This window comes from Cohaesibacter marisflavi (assembly GCF_963665895.2).
In the GTDB taxonomy this organism is placed as follows: Bacteria; Pseudomonadota; Alphaproteobacteria; order Rhizobiales; family Cohaesibacteraceae; genus Cohaesibacter; species Cohaesibacter marisflavi.
Genome location: NZ_OY762534.1, coordinates 492,501 through 511,185, shown reverse-complemented (window position 1 = coordinate 511,185; position 18,685 = coordinate 492,501). Strand labels below are relative to the sequence as shown.

General features: G+C 52.0%; 16 protein-coding genes. All 16 read right to left on the bottom strand.

All coding sequences use genetic code 11. The annotated features are described in order from the left end of the window. Positions 1-14 precede the first annotated feature (14 nt). Complete coding sequence (gene rplP, locus ACKPCT_RS03510) at positions 15-428, bottom strand: 50S ribosomal protein L16 (RefSeq protein WP_090072130.1); 414 nt, start codon at positions 426-428, stop codon at positions 15-17. Between the two features lie 34 nt (positions 429-462). Continuing rightward, on the bottom strand, positions 463-1,185 hold the full coding sequence (rpsC, locus tag ACKPCT_RS03505) for a 30S ribosomal protein S3 (protein WP_090072131.1): 723 nt from the start codon (positions 1,183-1,185) through the stop codon (positions 463-465). Beyond that, positions 1,185-1,565: a 50S ribosomal protein L22 gene (gene rplV / locus ACKPCT_RS03500; protein WP_090072133.1), complete on the bottom strand. Its 381-nt coding sequence runs from the start codon at positions 1,563-1,565 to the stop codon at positions 1,185-1,187. Before rplV ends, rpsC begins: the two co-directional genes overlap by 1 nt. After that, positions 1,565-1,843 carry a 30S ribosomal protein S19 gene (gene rpsS / locus ACKPCT_RS03495; protein WP_090072135.1) on the bottom strand — a complete coding sequence of 93 codons (279 nt, stop codon included), beginning with the start codon at positions 1,841-1,843 and terminating at the stop codon, positions 1,565-1,567. Before rpsS ends, rplV begins: the two co-directional genes overlap by 1 nt. Before the next feature lie 10 nt (positions 1,844-1,853). After that, positions 1,854-2,690 (bottom strand): 50S ribosomal protein L2, encoded by an 837-nt coding sequence (rplB, locus tag ACKPCT_RS03490; RefSeq protein ID WP_090072137.1) that lies wholly within the window; start codon positions 2,688-2,690, stop codon positions 1,854-1,856. Positions 2,691-2,715: 25 nt separating this feature from the next. Continuing rightward, positions 2,716-3,009: a 50S ribosomal protein L23 gene (locus ACKPCT_RS03485; protein ID WP_319513218.1), complete on the bottom strand. Its 294-nt coding sequence runs from the start codon at positions 3,007-3,009 to the stop codon at positions 2,716-2,718. After that, positions 3,006-3,626, bottom strand: coding sequence for a 50S ribosomal protein L4 (gene rplD / locus ACKPCT_RS03480; protein WP_090072141.1), 621 nt, complete (start codon positions 3,624-3,626; stop codon positions 3,006-3,008). The genes ACKPCT_RS03485 and rplD overlap by 4 nt, the downstream gene beginning before the upstream one ends. Then, positions 3,626-4,345: a 50S ribosomal protein L3 gene (gene rplC / locus ACKPCT_RS03475; RefSeq protein ID WP_319568411.1), complete on the bottom strand. Its 720-nt coding sequence runs from the start codon at positions 4,343-4,345 to the stop codon at positions 3,626-3,628. The genes rplD and rplC overlap by 1 nt, the downstream gene beginning before the upstream one ends. A 24-nt stretch (positions 4,346-4,369) precedes the next feature. Beyond that, complete coding sequence (gene rpsJ / locus ACKPCT_RS03470; protein ID WP_090072145.1) at positions 4,370-4,678, bottom strand: 30S ribosomal protein S10; 309 nt, start codon at positions 4,676-4,678, stop codon at positions 4,370-4,372. 61 nt (positions 4,679-4,739) lie between these two features. Then, entirely contained in the window at positions 4,740-5,930 is a 1,191-nt protein-coding gene (gene tuf, locus ACKPCT_RS03465) for an elongation factor Tu (protein ID WP_319568407.1), read from the bottom strand. A gap of 91 nt (positions 5,931-6,021) precedes the next feature. Beyond that, positions 6,022-8,097, bottom strand: coding sequence for an elongation factor G (gene fusA, locus ACKPCT_RS03460; RefSeq protein ID WP_090075704.1), 2,076 nt, complete (start codon positions 8,095-8,097; stop codon positions 6,022-6,024). 18 nt (positions 8,098-8,115) lie between these two features. Then, positions 8,116-8,586, bottom strand: a complete 471-nt coding sequence (gene rpsG / locus ACKPCT_RS03455) for a 30S ribosomal protein S7 (RefSeq protein WP_090075705.1) — start codon at positions 8,584-8,586, stop codon at positions 8,116-8,118. Positions 8,587-8,609: 23 nt separating this feature from the next. Next, the gene (gene rpsL / locus ACKPCT_RS03450) at positions 8,610-8,981 is read right to left on the bottom strand and encodes a 30S ribosomal protein S12 (protein ID WP_090075714.1); all 372 of its coding nucleotides are present in this window, start codon (positions 8,979-8,981) and stop codon (positions 8,610-8,612) included. 488 nt (positions 8,982-9,469) lie between these two features. Then, entirely contained in the window at positions 9,470-10,003 is a 534-nt protein-coding gene (locus tag ACKPCT_RS03445; RefSeq protein ID WP_319568410.1) for an Lcl C-terminal domain-containing protein, read from the bottom strand. A 139-nt stretch (positions 10,004-10,142) separates the two neighbouring features. Then, a complete protein-coding gene (gene rpoC, locus ACKPCT_RS03440) occupies positions 10,143-14,354 on the bottom strand; it encodes a DNA-directed RNA polymerase subunit beta' (RefSeq protein ID WP_090075706.1) in 4,212 nt (1,403 codons plus the stop codon). Between the two features lie 91 nt (positions 14,355-14,445). Then, a complete protein-coding gene (gene rpoB / locus ACKPCT_RS03435) occupies positions 14,446-18,588 on the bottom strand; it encodes a DNA-directed RNA polymerase subunit beta (RefSeq protein ID WP_319568409.1) in 4,143 nt (1,380 codons plus the stop codon). Between the last annotated feature and the right edge of the window lie 97 nt (positions 18,589-18,685).

Sequence of the window (18,685 nt, the reverse complement as noted above, 5' to 3'; positions counted from 1 at the left end):
ATCCCTTCACACCGTTAGTCGGCGATGCGCTGTACGAAGCGTGTCTTGATAGGCAACTTCGCAGCGGCAAGCCGCATGGCTTCCCGAGCAATGTCCTCAGGTACACCATCGATTTCAAACATAATACGGCCCGGTGCTACGCGAGCTGCCCAATATTCAGGAGAACCTTTACCTTTACCCATGCGGACTTCGGTAGGTTTCTTGGATACTGGCAGGTCCGGGAACACACGGATCCACACACGACCGGCACGCTTCATGTGACGGGTCATAGCACGACGCGCAGCCTCGATCTGACGAGCGGTGATACGCGCAGGCTCCTGAGCCTTCAGGCCGTAGGCACCAAAGTTGAGCTCATAGCCCCCTTTGGCGTTGCCGTGAATGCGGCCCTTGTGCTGCTTGCGATATTTTGTGCGCTTTGGTTGCAGCATTGTGTTTCTCTCTTAACTCAGTTTGTAACCGACATTAAGCAGCAGGTTTATTGCTACGACGGCGCTGGTTGCTGTTATTGCCCTGATCCTGGTTTTCAGAAGCGCGACGTTCAGAGGCCATTGGATCATGTTCCATGATCTCGCCTTTGTAGATCCACACCTTGATACCAGAGATGCCATAAGCAGTCAGTGCTTCAGCAGTACCATAGTCAATGTCAGCGCGCAGAGTATGAAGCGGAACGCGACCTTCACGATACCATTCGGTACGTGCGATCTCGGCTCCACCCAGACGGCCTGCACAGTTGATACGAATGCCTTCGGCGCCCATCCGCATAGCAGACTGAACGGCCCGTTTCATCGCGCGACGGAAAGCCACACGGCGTTCCAGCTGCTGAGCGATGGACTGAGCAACGAGGTTGGCATCTGTTTCCGGCTTACGTACCTCAACAATGTTGATATGTACATCGGAAGTTGTCAGCTTGCCAACTTTCGCACGAAGTTTTTCGATATCGGCGCCTTTTTTGCCGATTACGATGCCCGGACGTGCAGAGTGAATGGTCACACGGCACTTTTTGTGCGGACGCTCGATAACGATCTTGGATACGGCTGCCTGCTTGAGTTCTTTTTCCAGCATGCTGCGAATTGCAAAATCTTCATGAAGAAGATTGCCATATTCGCCTTTGTCAGCATACCAGCGAGAATCCCATGTGCGGTTGATCCCAAGACGAAGACCAATTGGATTAACCTTGTGACCCATCAGGCTGTCTCCTCAACTTCACGAACAACAATCGTCAGGTTGGAGAAAGGCTTGAGGATCTTGCCGACACGACCACGAGCACGTGGCTGCCAGCGTTTCATCACAAGTGCCTTACCAACATAAGCTTCTGCAACGATCAGGCTGTCAACATCCAGTTCATGGTTGTTTTCAGCGTTTGCGATCGCAGATTCCAAACACTTCTTTACATCTTTCGCGATGCGTTTGGAGGAGAAGGTCAGGTCAGCCAAAGCCGTATCAACCTTTTTCCCCCGAATCATCGTTGCGACAAGGTTCAGCTTCTGCGGAGACGTGCGAAGCATGCGGGTTACCGCTTTAGCTTCGTTGTCTTTCAAGACGCGTGCGCGTTTTGCCTTACCCATTATTTCCTCCTAGCCTTCTTGTCGGCCCCGTGACCGTAATAGTTACGGGTCGGAGAAAATTCGCCCAACTTGTGACCGACCATCTCCTCAGAGACGAGAACCGGTACATGCTTCTGACCATTGTACACACCAAAGGTGAGCCCGACGAAGTGAGGCAAGATCGTGGAGCGACGGCTCCAGGTCTTGATCACTTCGTGACGACCAGAAGAGCGAACCTTGTCTGCCTTCTTCAGAAGGTATCCGTCTACAAACGGACCTTTCCAAACAGAACGTGCCATCGGTTAACCCTTATTTCTTGCGCTGATGACGACTACGAACAATAAACTTGTCGGTCGACTTGTTAGAGCGAGTACGCTTGCCTTTAGTAGGCTTGCCCCATGGAGACACAGGGTGACGACCACCAGAGGTCCGGCCTTCACCACCACCATGTGGGTGATCAACCGGGTTCATAACGACACCGCGCACTTCTGGACGTTTACCGAGCCAACGGCTACGACCAGCTTTACCATGATTGATGTTTGAATGTTCCGGGTTGGAAACTGCACCGACGCTTGCCATGCAAGAACCAAGCACCAGACGGGTTTCACCCGAATTCAAACGAATGATTGCATAACCGCTATCACGACCAACAAGCTGAGCGTAAGCACCGGCAGAGCGAGCAATCTGACCGCCTTTGCCTGGCTTGATCTCTACGTTGTAGATGATCGTGCCAACTGGCATGTTGGCCAGAGGCATTGCGTTGCCCGGTTTGATGTCGGCAGCTTTACTAGCAGCTACAACCTTGTCACCAGCTTTAAGGCGCTGAGGAGCCAGGATGTATGCCTGTTCGCCGTCTTCATAATTAACCAGAGCAATATATGCCGTACGGTTTGGATCATATTCCAGACGCTCTACCGTACCAACAACGTCAAACTTACGACGTTTGAAGTCGATGATGCGATAGGTACGCTTATGACCGCCACCACGACGACGTGATGTCACGCGACCATGGTTGTTACGACCGCCAGACTTGGTCAAGCCTTCGGTGAGCGTTTTGACCGGTTTCCCCTTCCAAAGATCGGAGCGGTCTACGATCACCAGCTGACGCGTGCCTGGGCTTGTCGGTTTAAAGGTCTTGAGTGCCATGACTTAAAGCCTATCCCCGCGTTGCTTAAAGACCAGTCGTGACGTCAATCGATTGGCCCTCTTCGAGGGTAACAATCGCTTTTTTCACGTCGACCTGCTTGCCGATAATGCCTTTGAAGCGTTTAACCTTGCCCTTGCGGACCAGAGTGTTGACGCTTTTGACCTTGACGGAAAACAGTGCCTCTACGGCGGCCTTGATTTCAGTTTTAGTCGCATCCTTGGATACGTTGAAAACAACCTTGTCCTGTTCGGAATGAATGGTTGCCTTCTCGGTGATCACCGGGCTGCGGATGATATCGTAATGACGAAGGGTGGTCATTTGAACCGTTCCTCCAGAGCATCGACTGCGGCCTTGGTCAGAACCAGAGTGTCGCGACGCAGAACATCAAGAACGTTGATGCCCTGAACCGGTAACACATCGATACCGACGATATTGCGGGCAGCTTTTGCGAAGTTCTCGTCCACTTCCTTACCGGAAATGATCAGAGCGCTTTCGATGCCCAGACCGGAAATCTGTTTCTTTACGGCTGCGGTCTTTGGTGCTTCTGCCTTCGCATCGTCAAGAATGATCAGATTTTCATTCTTCACTTTGGTAGACAGGGCATGTTTGAGCGCAAGCGCACGAACCTTTTTAGGCAGCTCGATTGCATGGTCACGAACGACCGGACCAAACGCACGACCACCACCACGGAACTGTGGAACCTTCTTGTTGCCGTGACGAGCGCCACCAGAACCCTTCTGACGAAGGTATTTCTTGGTAGTGCCGATCACTTCAGCACGGGTCTTGGTTTTGTGCGTACCAGCCATTTTCTTCATCTGCTGGAAGCGAACCATGCGGGCAATGATGTCCGCGCGTGGTTCGAGACCAAATACAGTGTCGGAAACAGCTACGGAACCTGCATCACCGCCGTCAAGGGTTTTAACTTTAAGTTCCATTATTCTTCACCCTCCGCTGCTGGCGCTTCAACTGCTGGAGCGTCTGCGCTACGGATAGCACCAGGAAGCGGAACCCCTTCAGGACGAGCCTTCTTGACAGCATCCTTGATGAGAATCCAACCGCCCTTGGAACCAGGAACAGCACCCTGAACCAGAACCAGACCACGGTCGGCATCGGTTTTAACAACCTTCAGATTCTGGGTCGTCACGCGGGTCGAGCCCATGTGACCAGCCATCTTTTTGCCTTTAAAGACCTTGCCTGGATCCTGACACTGACCGGTAGAGCCGTGGGCACGGTGGGAAATGGAGTTACCGTGCGTTGCACGTCCACCACCGAAATTGTGACGTTTCATGGAGCCGGCGAAGCCTTTACCAATTGACGTACCAACAACATCCACATGCTGACCAGCAATATAGTGATCCGCAGTCAACTCAGAACCAACCTCGATGAGGTTTTCTTCGCTTACGCGGAATTCAGCAAGTTTACGCTTCGGTTCTACCTTTGCTACGGCAAAGTGGCCGCGCATTGGCTTCGAAACATTTTTTACTTTGGCTTTGCCTACACCCAACTGAAGTGCGGTATAGCCGTTTTTCTCTACAGTACGCTGAGCAACAACCTGGCAATTCTCAACTTTGAGAACCGTAACCGGAACATGTTCTCCGGCTTCGGTATAAATGCGGGTCATTCCCAACTTCTGTGCGATCACACCAGAACGCATGGCTACTCTTGCCTCTCGCTCACGTTAGAGCTTAATTTCAACGTCCACACCGGCCGCAAGATCTAGCTTCATGAGGGCATCAACCGTCTGAGGGGTCGGGTCGATGATGTCGAGGAGACGCTTGTGCGTACGGATCTCGAACTGCTCACGGCTTTTCTTGTTAACATGCGGCGAACGGTTGACAGTGAACTTCTCGATATGGGTCGGAAGAGGAACTGGACCACGAACGTTTGCGCCTGTGCGCTTAGCTGTGGACACGATTTCCTTTGCTGACGTATCGAGAATGCGATGGTCGAATGCCTTAAGGCGAATTCGAATATTCTGACCGTTCATATTTTCAACCTCAAAAGACTGGGGTGCTTTGGGAGCACCCACAACACCCCTGCCCTAGTGACTATTCGACGATTGCGCCGACGATACCAGCGCCGACGGTACGACCACCTTCGCGGATAGCGAAGCGCAGTTTTTCTTCCATGGCGATTGGCACAATCAGTTCAACATTCATGTTGACGTTATCGCCTGGCATCACCATTTCCACACCTTCGTCAAGGGTAACAACACCCGTAACGTCGGTCGTGCGGAAATAGAACTGTGGACGATAGTTGGTGAAGAACGGGGTATGACGCCCACCTTCTTCTTTCGTCAGAATGTAGGCTTCTGCCTTGAATTTCGTGTGCGGGGTAACGGAACCTGGCTTGCAGAGAACCTGACCACGCTCAACGTCTTCACGCTTGGTACCACGCAGAAGAACACCAACGTTGTCGCCTGCTTCACCGCTATCAAGCAGCTTGCGGAACATTTCAACACCGGTGCAGGTGGTTTTCTGAGTTGGTTTGATACCGACGATTTCGATTTCTTCACCAACCTTGATGATGCCACGCTCAACACGACCGGTAACAACCGTACCACGACCAGAGATCGAGAACACGTCTTCGATCGGCAGCAGGAACGGAAGGTCAACCGGGCGCTCTGGAGTCGGAATGTAATCATCAACAGCAGCCATCAGAGCTTTGATGGAATCACGGCCGATTTCAGGATCACGGTTTTCAACAGCAGCAAGAGCAGAGCCTTTAACGATGGGGATTTCATCGCCTGGGAACTCATAGCTGTCCAGAAGTTCACGAACTTCCATTTCAACCAGCTCGAGAAGCTCTTCGTCGTCTACCTGGTCAACTTTGTTGAGGTAAACAACAAGAGCAGGAACACCAACCTGACGAGCAAGCAGAATGTGCTCACGGGTCTGTGGCATCGGGCCGTCTGCTGCAGAGCAAACCAGAATTGCGCCGTCCATCTGAGCCGCACCGGTGATCATGTTTTTCACATAGTCAGCGTGACCTGGGCAGTCAACGTGCGCATAGTGACGGTTCTCGGTTTCATACTCAACGTGAGCGGTAGAAATCGTGATGCCACGTGCTTTTTCTTCAGGTGCACCGTCAATCTCGTCATACGCTTTCGCAGTTGCCCCACCAGTTTCCGCAAGGGTCATGGTGATTGCAGCGGTAAGCGTGGTTTTACCATGGTCAACGTGACCAATCGTGCCGATGTTACAATGCGGCTTATTACGTTCAAACTTTTCCTTAGCCATAGGAAAGTCTCCATTCTCAAAATTACATTAAGTGCGGCGGCTAGATCAGCTCACTGCGGAAACAATGAGCCAATCGACCAATCGATTTGATTTAGGCGTATTTGGCCTGAACCTCATCTGCGACTGCCTGTGGCACCTGTGCGTAGTGATCAAACACCATGGAAAACTGTGCGCGACCCTGTGACATGGAACGAAGAGTGTTCACATAGCCAAACATGTTCGCCAAAGGCACCATGGAGCTAATGACAGTTACAACACCGCGGGCTTCAGTTCCGGAGATCTGACCGCGACGGGAGTTAATGTCGCCGATGATGTCACCCATATATTCTTCAGGGGTCACAACTTCGACTTTCATCATTGGTTCGAGCAGTTTCGGACCAGCTTTTTGACAACCTTCACGGAAGCCCGCACGAGATGCGATCTCAAAGGCAAGAACGGAAGAGTCAACATCATGGAAGGCACCGTCGATCAACTCGACTTTGATGTCTACCATTGGGAAGCCAGCCAGAGGACCTGCGGTCATGACAGACTGGACACCTTTTTCAACGCCAGGGATGTATTCTTTCGGAATAGCACCACCAACGATGGAAGATTTGAACTCGAAACCAGCACCAGGCTCATTCGGGCCAATAATCATTTTGACGCGACCGAACTGACCGGTGCCACCCGACTGTTTCTTGTGGGTGTAATCGACGGTTTCTTCTTTCGTGATGGTCTCACGATAAGCAACCTGAGGCGCGCCGATCTGAGCTTCAACCTTGAATTCACGCTTCATACGATCAACGAGAATGTCGAGGTGAAGTTCACCCATGCCAGCCATGATGGTCTGACCGGATTCTTCATCCGTTTTAACGCGGAAAGAAGGATCCTCAGCAGCCAGACGGTTGAGCGCAAGGCCCATCTTTTCCTGGTCAGCTTTGGTCTTCGGCTCAACAGCGATCTCGATCACAGGATCCGGGAATTCCATACGTTCAAGAATAACCGGCTTCAGCGGATCACAAAGGGTATCACCAGTGGTGGTATCTTTCAGACCTGCGATAGCAACGATGTCGCCTGCATATGCTTCCTTGATGTCCTCACGAGAGTTGGAGTGCATCTGAAGCATACGACCTACACGTTCGCGTTTTTCCTTAACAGTGTTGAGTACGGAAGAACCCGCAATCAACTTGCCGGAATAAATGCGACAGAAAGTCAGAGAACCAACAAACGGGTCGTTCGCAATCTTGAACGCCAGCATGGAAAATGGCTCTTCATCGTCTGCATGACGTTCGATCGGCTCTTCCGTCTTGGCATCGATACCTCTGATGGATTCGATATCAACCGGGCTTGGCAGATAGTCGACAACAGCATCAAGCAGAGGCTGAACACCTTTGTTCTTGAAGGCAGTACCACAAAGGATCGGAACGAATTCGTTGGCAATGGTGCCTTTACGGATCAGTTCCATGATCTTTTCGTTGCTTGGCTCTTCACCTTCCAGATAAGCTTCCATTGCTTCTTCGTCGATTTCGACGACAGCTTCAATGAGCTTCTCACGATATTCCTCGGCCTGAGCAAGGTCAGCTTCTGGAATGTCGTTGGTTTCGAACTCGGCACCGAGGTGCTCTTCGTGCCAGATGATCTGTTTCATGTTTATCAGATCGATCACACCCTTAAATTCGCTTTCAGCACCAACAGGCAACTGAAGGCAAAGCGGGTTGGCACCAAGGCGGCTCTCGATCATTTCTACACAGCGGTAGAAATCAGCACCGAGTTTGTCCATCTTGTTGACGAAGATCATCCGAGGAACGGCGTATTTGTCAGCCTGACGCCAAACGGTTTCAGTCTGAGGCTCAACACCAGCGTTCGCATCCAGGCAGCACACAGCGCCGTCAAGCACACGCAGAGAACGTTCAACTTCAATGGTGAAGTCAACGTGGCCTGGGGTGTCGATGATGTTCAGACGCTTTTCACGCCAAAAACAAGTGGTTGCAGCGGACGTAATGGTAATACCACGTTCCTGCTCTTGTTCCATCCAGTCCATGGTGGCAGCACCATCATGAACTTCGCCAATCTTATGGCTTTTACCTGTGTAATAGAGGATCCGCTCAGTAGTGGTCGTCTTACCAGCATCAATGTGGGCCATGATGCCGAAGTTACGATAATCCTCAATCTTGTGGCTGCGTGCCATGACTTCGCCCCTAATGGTTTACCAGCGATAATGCGAGAAGGCACGGTTGGCTTCCGCCATACGGTGCGTGTCCTCGCGTTTTTTGACTGCAGAACCGCGGTTGTTAAACGCATCCAGAAGCTCGCCGGAAAGGCGATCGATCATGGTGCGCTCGTTGCGATTGCGGGCTGCTGCAATGATCCAACGGATAGCCAGGGCCTGCTTACGTTCTGCACGAACATCAACAGGAACCTGGTAAGTCGCACCACCAACACGGCGGGAGCGAACTTCCACTTGAGGCATGACATTTTCCAGAGCAGTGTGAAACACTTCAACTGGGTCCTGCTTCAATTTTCCTTCAACAGAATCAAGCGCACCGTAAACGATGCTTTCTGAAACGGACTTTTTGCCGTCCAGCATGATGCTGTTCATGAATTTTGAAATAACGATATCACCGAATTTAGGATCCGGGTTGATAACGCGTTTTTCTGCACTATGGCGACGTGACATGTGACCAGAACTCCAATAGCGGCTTATTTCGGCCGCTTCGCACCATATTTAGAACGGCGCTGTTTACGGTCTTTAACACCTTGTGTATCGAGAACACCACGAAGGATGTGATAACGAACACCAGGCAAGTCTTTCACGCGACCGCCGCGGATCATGACAACGGAGTGTTCCTGAAGGTTATGGCCCTCACCAGGGATGTAGCCAATTACTTCAAAACCGTTGGTCAAGCGAACCTTAGCAACCTTACGCAGAGCCGAGTTAGGCTTCTTAGGCGTAGTGGTGTAGACGCGCGTACAAACGCCCCGCTTCTGAGGGCAGGCCTCCATGGCCGGAACTTTGTTTCGCTTCACCGGCGCTTTGCGCGGTTTACGAATAAGCTGGTTAATGGTTGGCATTAACGTGTGCCTTTCAGATCTCTCTGAATAATTACATATTGCACCGTCCGCACGCGCAAAAGCGCACCATCGCGCGACCTTTGCCGCGAACGGCGCTGTGAAAACCAGAGGATTACGGCGAACCGCAATCATGAGCCAGTCAATCTCAGCTTCATTAAGACGAACATCGTTTAAATGGTCTTGCGTCGAAAGCGTGGCGCTTTCGATCATTGAGCACTTACGGCATGTCCGAGAAGTGGCGCGAAACTACTCTGTAGATTGCATTCCGTCAACCCCCTTGGTGAAGATTCCCAGAAGCCCTGCATTTGCGCCATTTGAGTGTATTTTTATTACCCAATTTCGACTAAATCCGCAACATTTTGATACACCTACGTCAAGTCGTTGGAAATCAGCCGATTCTTCCCCAATTTCGCTCAGGATTCGCGCCCAATCTGAGCGCGTTCAAATGCCCGTAGTTGCAATAGATTCTTTGATAATCTTTAACCACACTACTCATGATTCCGGACAAGCAGCCCGGAAAGGGAAAAGCCGGCACTATGCGCATCGACATAACCATGAGTAACATTGAAATAATAATACATACCAGGAAGGGAAATTGGAGTATCTGTCCAGAACTCTGCACCATCGCCAAAGTCAGAGGCAGCGATCGCAGGAAAGACGATCGTATCGATCTTCAGACCCGAACAGCTCTCCAAATAGATTGAGTCAAACTCTTCTGCCGTGGGAAGCCGCCACCCATTGCCGAGCGTTTGGGCTTCCCCTTTTGCCTCCTCCAATCCAAGCCCCATCGGATCACCAGAGCAAGTCCCCCGCTCCTCGTCCCACGCCATACCAAGAGCGCACCGTTTCCACTCCAACCCCTTGTCTATTTGGAAGGCAACATCCCCCCTCAGTCTAAAGCCGTGCCCGGACGGTTCCCGACACTCGGCAAGAGCATCCGGTGACATGACAACACCCGCAACTAGCACCAAAGCAAAAGGGCTCAAGCGACCAACCCTTAATAGAGTTTCAGATTCAATCATAATATCGCTCCCCTACTCGAGAACATGTATCTGACTGAATATGTTGAAAGTGGGGCTTTGAAAGGATCGACACAGAAAAGAAAAGGCCGCCTTGCTGAAACAAGACGGCCTTAACAATGTCACTAAACGAAGCTCTCGCTTACTCGGCTGGCTCCACCGGAGGCTGGCCAGACATATCGCGGATCTGCGGGGTAGAAGTCAGGGACTGTGTCCGCTGCTTTTCTTCCAGGATCAGATCATCGCGATGGGTAGCCACACGACGCAGACCAGACATCACACGACCGGTACCGGCCGGGATCAGGCGACCAACGATAACGTTCTCTTTGAGACCTTCCAGGGTATCGATCTTGCCCTGTACAGATGCCTCGGTAAGCACGCGCGTGGTTTCCTGGAACGATGCGGCAGAGATGAAGGAGCGCGTCTGCAAGCTAGCTTTGGTAATACCAAGCAGAACCGGCTTGCCTTTTGCAGGCTTCTTGCCCTCAGCCACAAGGCGTTCATTCTCTTCTGCGAATTCCAGACGGTCGATATGTTCACCATGCAGGAAGTAGCTCTCGCCCTGATCTTCGATCTCGATCTTCTGCAGCATCTGACGAACAATCACTTCGATATGCTTGTCGTTGATGCCCACACCCTGAAGACGATAAACATCTTGAATCTCGTTGACGAGATAATCTGCCAGAGCAGCAACGCCCTTAACGGCCAGAATGTCATGAGGCGCTGGATTGCCGTCCAGAATATACTCACCCTTTTCAATGAAGTCGCCTTCCTGAAGATGGAAAGGACGTCCTTTCGGGATGAGATATTCAATTGGCTCCATCGTTTCGTCAGCAGGTTCGAGAACGATGCGGCGTTTGTTCTTGTAGTCGCGACCAAAGCGGATGGTGCCATCAACATCTGCGATAACAGCATGATCCTTTGGACGACGTGCCTCGAACAACTCGGCCACACGAGGAAGACCACCGGTAATGTCTTTGGTCTTAGCGCTTTCCATCGGGTTACGCGCAAGAACGTCACCAGCAGAGACCTTGGTACCCGGCTGAACCGACAGAATGGCTTCAACCTGAAGCAGATACCGAGCATCGCCACCGCGCGGAAGCGTCTTTATTGCTCCACTTGCATCTTTGATGGTGATCGCAGGTTTCATGTCTGCAGAACGAGGGTTGCCGCGCCAATCGATAACGACACGCTTGGTGATACCGGTTGACTCGTCCGTCGCTTCGCTAACCGAAAGACCTTCAGCCACATCTTCAAAGTCGATGACACCGTCAGATTCTGCAAGAATAGGACGGGTATACGGATCCCACTCAGCCAAACGCTGACCAAGCTTCACCCGATCGCCCTCATCAACATGCAGGATCGTACCGTAGGTCACTTTGTTGGTGGAGCGCTCGTTGCCTTCATCATCAATGATGGCAATGGAAACGTTCCGGCCAAGAGTGATCAGCTTGCCTTCGGAGTTGCGCGCAACGTTACGGTTGCGGATCTCGATCGTGCCCTCGAAGTTGGACTCGATGAAGGAACTGTCAACCACCTGTGCCGTACCACCAATATGGAACGTACGCATGGTCAACTGCGTGCCGGGTTCACCAATCGACTGAGCGGCGATAACACCAACAGCTTCACCAATATTCACTTCGGTGCCACGAGCAAGGTCACGACCGTAACAAGCGGCACAAACACCATTGCGGGAATTACAGGTGAGTACCGAGCGAACGATAATCGATTGCAAACCGCAGGTTTCGATTTCCTCGAGATGCTCTTCCGAGATGACCTGCCCTTTTGGAACGATCACGTCGCCGGTCTTCGGATTGATAACATCCTGAGCTGCGGTACGCCCCTTGGTACGGGTACCAAGCGTCGCAACGACCTGACCGGAGTCAACAATCGCACGAACTTCCAGACCTTCTTCAGACCCACAATCGACTTCGGTGATAATGCAGTCCTGAGCAACGTCCACCAGACGACGGGTCAAGTAACCCGAGTTGGCCGTTTTCAGAGCCGTATCAGCCAGACCTTTACGCGCACCATGTGTGGAGTTGAAGTATTCCATCACGGTGAGGCCTTCTTTAAAGTTCGAGATAATCGGCGTTTCGATAATCTCGCCCGAAGGCTTGGCCATAAGACCACGCATACCAGCCAGCTGTTTCATCTGAGCCGGTGAACCACGAGCACCAGAGTGCGCCATCATGTAAACCGAGTTCATCGGTTTCTGGCGTTTGGTTTCCTCGTCAAACTCGACAGCCTGAATGCGCTTCATCATCTCGTCAGCAACGCGGTCGGTACATTTCGCCCAGGCGTCAACAACCTTGTTGTATTTCTCGCCTTGGGTGATGAGACCATCGTTATACTGGCTTTCAAATTCCATCGCCATCGTGCTGGTCTCTTCGATGAGACCCGCCTTGGTGTCAGGAATAACCATGTCATCCTTACCGAACGAAATACCGGCACGGAACGCACGGTTAAAGCCAAGCCCCATGATCTTGTCGCAGAAGATGACCGTTTCCTTCTGACCACATGCCCGATAGACAAAGTGGATCATCTTGGAAATTTCTTTCTTGGTCATCAGCTTGTTACAAGCATCATAAGACACCTGCGGATGACGCGGCAGAAGCTCACCAATCAACATGCGGCCCGGCGTGGTTTCATAGATTTCAGAAACCTGATTGCCTTCTTCGTCAATGGTCTTAAAGCGACCTTTGACCTTTGCATGCAGAGTAACGGCCTTCGTTTCCAGAGCATGATGCAACTCGCCGATATCAGAGAAGAGCATCCCCTCACCCGGCTCGTTTTCATTCATGATAGAGAGATAGTAAAGACCCAGAACGATATCCTGTGACGGCACGATGATTGGTTCACCGTTGGCCGGATGCAGAATGTTGTTCGTGGACATCATCAACACGCGGGCTTCAAGCTGCGCTTCCAGAGAAAGCGGAACGTGAACAGCCATCTGGTCACCGTCAAAGTCGGCGTTGAAGGCCGAGCAGACGAGCGGATGCAGCTGAATTGCTTTACCTTCAACCAGATGCGGCTCAAAGGCCTGAATGCCAAGACGGTGAAGCGTAGGCGCACGGTTGAGCATGACCGGATGCTCGCGAATAACCTCTTCAAGGATATCCCAAACTTCAGGCTTGCCCTTTTCAACCAACTTCTTGGCCTGCTTAACAGTCGTCGAATAGCCCTTGGCATCGAGACGCGAATAGATGAACGGCTTGAACAGCTCAAGCGCCATTTTCTTCGGTAGACCACACTGATGCAGTTTCAGCTCAGGACCCACGGTAATAACGGAACGACCAGAATAGTCGACGCGTTTACCCAGCAGGTTCTGACGGAAACGACCGTGCTTGCCCTTTAGCATATCGGACAGAGATTTCAGCGGACGCTTGTTGGCACCAGTGATGACACGACCACGACGGCCGTTATCGAACAGGGCATCAACAGACTCCTGCAGCATGCGTTTTTCGTTCCGGATGATGATATCCGGTGCACGCAGCTCCATCAGACGCTTCAGACGGTTGTTACGGTTGATCACACGACGATAGAGATCATTGAGGTCGGACGTCGCAAAACGGCCACCATCAAGCGGCACCAGAGGGCGCAGATCCGGTGGGATCACAGGAACGACCGTCATGATCATCCATTCTGGACGGTTGCCGGATTCGATGAAGGCTTCAACGATCTTCAGACGCTTGGCAAGCTTGATCGGCTTCAGGGAAGACGTGCTTTCTGCGATTTCCTTGCGCAGCTTCTCGGAGATCTGTTCCAAATCAAGAGAAGCAAGAATTTCGCGGATCGCCTCAGCGCCGATCATGGCGGTGAAAGTATCCTCGCCATACTCGTCTTGTGCAATCATATACTCCTCTTCACTGAGGAGCTGATATTCCTTAAGCGGCGTCAGGCCCGGCTCAACGACAATATAGTTCTCGAAGTAGAGAACGCGCTCAAGATCCTTGAGCGTCATGTCAAGCAGCTGACCAATGCGGCTTGGAAGGGATTTCAGGAACCAGATGTGAGCAACCGGAGCAGCAAGTTCGATATGCCCCATGCGTTCACGACGAACGCGGGAAAGCGTAACTTCCACACCACATTTTTCACAAATGATGCCTTTGTATTTCATGCGCTTGTACTTGCCGCACAAGCACTCATAGTCCTTGATCGGACCAAAAATACGCGCACAGAAAAGACCATCACGCTCAGGCTTGAACGTACGATAGTTGATCGTTTCAGGCTTTTTGATCTCACCAAAGGACCAGGAAAGAATTTTTTCCGGGCTCGCGATAGAAACGCGGATCTGGTCAAAAGTCTGGGCCTGAGCCTGCGGACTGAAAAGATTCATGACCTCTTGGTTCATGGTGTCTCCTCTTACGGTTTGACGGATCGCAAGGCTTTACCCCGCGACCCGTTCCGAAAAAATGCCTAGTTTCGTTTAACTCGGGCGCTGTTTATTCAGCAGCGTCCGCAGGCGGCGTATCGTTGGGCTCCAAGTCGATCAGGCGCTGACTGTCTTCCAGCTCCATGTTCAGACCCAGGGACCGAATTTCCTTCACAAGGACGTTGAAGCTTTCCGGAATGCCCGCTTCGAAGGTATCATCCCCACGAACAATCGCTTCATAGACCTTGGTACGTCCGGCAACGTCATCCGACTTGACGGTGAGCATTTCCTGCAAGGTGTAGGCTGCGCCATAAGCTTCCAGAGCCCAGACCTCCATCTCACCGAAGCGCTGACCACCAAACTGCGCCTTACCACCCAGCGGCTGCTGGGTAACGAGCGAGTATGGCCCAATCGAACGACCGTGGATCTTTTCGTCGACCAGATGGTGCAGTTTGAGCATGTAAATATACCCAACAGTTACCTGGCGATCGAACATCTCACCTGTACGGCCATCGAACAAACGGGACTGACCGGACCGGTCAAGACCAGCCTGTACCAGCATATCGTTCACGTCTGGCTCACGCGCACCATCGAAGACCGGAGTCGCAATGGAAACACCCTTGCGCAGCTGTTCGGCCATCTTGACGACGCTCTCGTCATCATACTCGGTAACGTCAAGATTTTTGCCGTTATCGTGATAGACGTCCTTCAGCTCCAGCCGCAGAGGCTCAAGATTGCCCGACCGTCTGTATTCATCATACATCTTGCCGATCTTGTGGCCCATGCCAGCACAGGCCCAACCAAGGTGCGTCTCGAGGATCTGCCCGATATTCATACGCGAAGGCACGCCCAGCGGGTTCAGAACGATGTCCACATGGGTACCGTCTTCCAGATATGGCATATCTTCGATCGGGTTGATCTTGGATACCACACCCTTGTTACCGTGACGGCCAGCCATTTTGTCACCCGGCTGGATCTTACGCTTGATAGCGATGAAGACCTTGGCCATTTTCATGACCCCTGGTGGCAATTCGTCACCGCGCTGCAGTTTCTCGACCTTGTCGATGAACCTCTGCTCAAGACGCTTGCGGCTTTCGTCATACTGATTGCGAAGCGCTTCGATTTCGCCCATCAGTTTTTCGTCGTCAACCGCGAACAACCACCACTGGCTACGAGGAAACTCTGAGATCTCAGCATGTGAGATCTCGCTGTCTTTCCTGAAGCCTTTAGGGCCTGCGGTGCCGACATGGCCGTTGAGCATGTCTGCGAGGCGACCATAGACGTTGCGGTCCAAAATGGCCTGCTCGTCATCACGGTCTTTCGCCAGACGCTCGATTTCTTCTCGCTCGATTGACATCGCGCGTTCGTCTTTTTCGATGCCGTGACGGTTGAAGACACGCACTTCAACGACGGTGCCGAAAGTTCCCGGAGGCATGCGGAGCGAGGTGTCGCGCACGTCAGAAGCCTTTTCACCGAAGATGGCACGCAGAAGCTTTTCTTCCGGTGTCATCGGGCTTTCGCCCTTCGGCGTGATCTTGCCGACGAGAATATCGCCAGGCTTCACTTCAGCACCGATATAGGTGATGCCAGCCTCGTCGAGATTCTTGAGCGATTCTTCCGACACGTTCGGAATATCGCGTGTAATCTCTTCAGGGCCAAGCTTGGTATCGCGGGCCATCACTTCGAATTCCTCGAGGTGAATCGAGGTGAAGATATCTTCTTTCACAATCCGCTCGGAAAGCAGAATGGAGTCTTCGAAGTTGTAACCGTTCCAAGGCATAAAGGCGACGAGCACGTTACGACCAAGAGCCAAATCGCCCAGATCAGTCGACGGACCGTCGGCAATGATCTCGCCTTTCTGAACGAAGTCACCAACAGAAACAAGCGGACGCTGGTTGATACAGGTCGACTGGTTCGAACGCTGGAACTTGCTCAGGCGGTAGATGTCAACACCGGACCGGCGCGGATCGATATCTTCGGTTGCCCGAATAACGATACGCGTGGAGTCAACCTGATCGACGATACCCGTACGGGACGCAGCAATAGCGGCGCCGGAATCACGAGCCACAATAGGCTCCATACCCGTACCAACAAATGGTGCTTCAGCACGAACCAGAGGCACAGCCTGACGCTGCATGTTCGAGCCCATCAGTGCGCGGTTGGCGTCATCGTTTTCCAAGAATGGAATAAGCGCTGCGGCAACAGACACGAGCTGTTTCGGCGACACGTCCATGAAGTCAACACGCTCGATAGGCGTGATCATCACTTCACCAGCGTGACGACAAATAACGGAGTCTTCTACGAAGGCGCCATCATTGGTCAGCTCAACGTTTGCCTGCGCCACATAGTGCTTGGCTTCTTCCATTGCTGAAAGATAAACAACTTCGTTGGTTACCTTGCCATCAAACACCTTGCGATAAGGCGCTTCGATGAAACCATATTTGTTGACACGGGCAAAGGTTGCCAGAGAGTTGATCAGACCAATGTTCGGACCTTCAGGCGTTTCAATCGGGCAGATACGACCATAGTGGGTCGGATGCACGTCTCGCACTTCAAAGCCAGCGCGTTCGCGGGTCAGACCACCTGGGCCCAACGCCGAAAGACGACGCTTATGCGTAATCTCGGACAGCGGGTTGTTCTGGTCCATGAACTGCGAAAGCTGAGAAGAACCGAAGAACTCACGCACAGCAGCTGCTGCCGGCTTCGCGTTGATCAGATCCTGCGGCATCACCGTGTCGATTTCAATCGAGGACATACGTTCCTTGATTGCACGTTCCATGCGCAGAAGACCAATGCGATACTGGTTTTCCATCAATTCGCCGACAGAGCGCACACGACGGTTACCAAGGTTATCGATGTCGTCAATCTCGCCTTTGCCATCACGCAAATCAAGCAAAGTACGGATCACTTCAACGATGTCTTCCTTACGCAGAATGCGAACCGTGTCGGCAACGTCCAGATCCATGCGCATATTCATCTTCACGCGGCCAACTGCGGAAAGATCATAGCGCTCAGGATCAAAGAACAAAGACTGCAGCATTGCTTCTGCCGTTTCGACGGTCGGCGGCTCGCCTGGACGCATCACGCGGTAGATATCGAACAGAGCTGCTTCACGATCAGAGTTCTTGTCAACGGCCAATGTGTTGCGGATATATGGTCCGACAGTCACGTGGTCGATGTTGAGAACAGAAATCTCTTCAAAGCCATTGTCTTTCAGAAGGGTAAGTACCTTTTCGTCAAGCTCTTCACCGGCTTCAGCAAAAATCTCACCCGTAGTGTAGCTGACAGCGTCTTCGGCAAGATATTTACCGTACAGATCTTCGTCAGAAACCTTAAGGAACTTCAGACCGCCTTCGACAAGCTTCTTGATCTGACGAGCTGTCAGCTTTTTGCTCGAATCAAAGACGACTTCGCCGGTCTGCGCATCAATCAGATCCATATCAGGCTTGGTGCCCTTGAGGGCCTCACCATCAAACGCAACCTGCCATGCGTCGCCTACGCGAGAATACTCAACCTTGTTGTAATAGGTATCGAGAATCTCTTCCGTATCCAGACCCAATGCAAGCAACAGACTGGAAACCGGTATCTTGCGGCGACGGTCAATACGGGCATAGACAACATCCTTGGCATCGAATTCGATATCGAGCCAGGAGCCGCGATAAGGAATGATGCGGGCAGCAAACAGCAGTTTGCCCGAAGAATGGCTCTTGCCTTTATCATGGTCGAAGAACACACCAGGAGAGCGGTGCATCTGAGATACGATGACACGCTCGGTACCGTTGACGATGAAGGTACCTTTATCTGTCATGAGCGGCATGTCGCCCATGTAGACATCCTGTTCCTTGATGTCCTTGACTGACTTGGCGCCAGTATCTTCGTCCACCTCGAACACAATCAGACGCAGGGTCAGTTTGAGCGGAGCAGAATAGGTCATGCCCCGCATACGACACTCTTCAGTGTCATATTTCGGAGCCTCAAATTCATACCGCACGAACTCCAGCTGCGAAGTGCCGGAAAAATCCGTAATCGGGAATACAGAAGAAAATACCGCTTGGAGGCCTTCATCAAAGCGTCCAGAGGCGGGTTCTTCCACTTGCAGGAATTGGTCATAAGAAGCCTTCTGAACCTCAATGAGGTTTGGCATTTCTGCCACTTCTTTAATGTGACCGAAGTATTTTCTTAAACGTTTGCGACCGGAAAACGTCTGAGCCATCGTCGCTCCTCGTCTCGCTCATGGGCGGTTGACCAAAAAGCCCGTCACAGGATTGTGCAGGCTCTTGAGAAAAACGCCCTAATTAAAGGGCACCTGG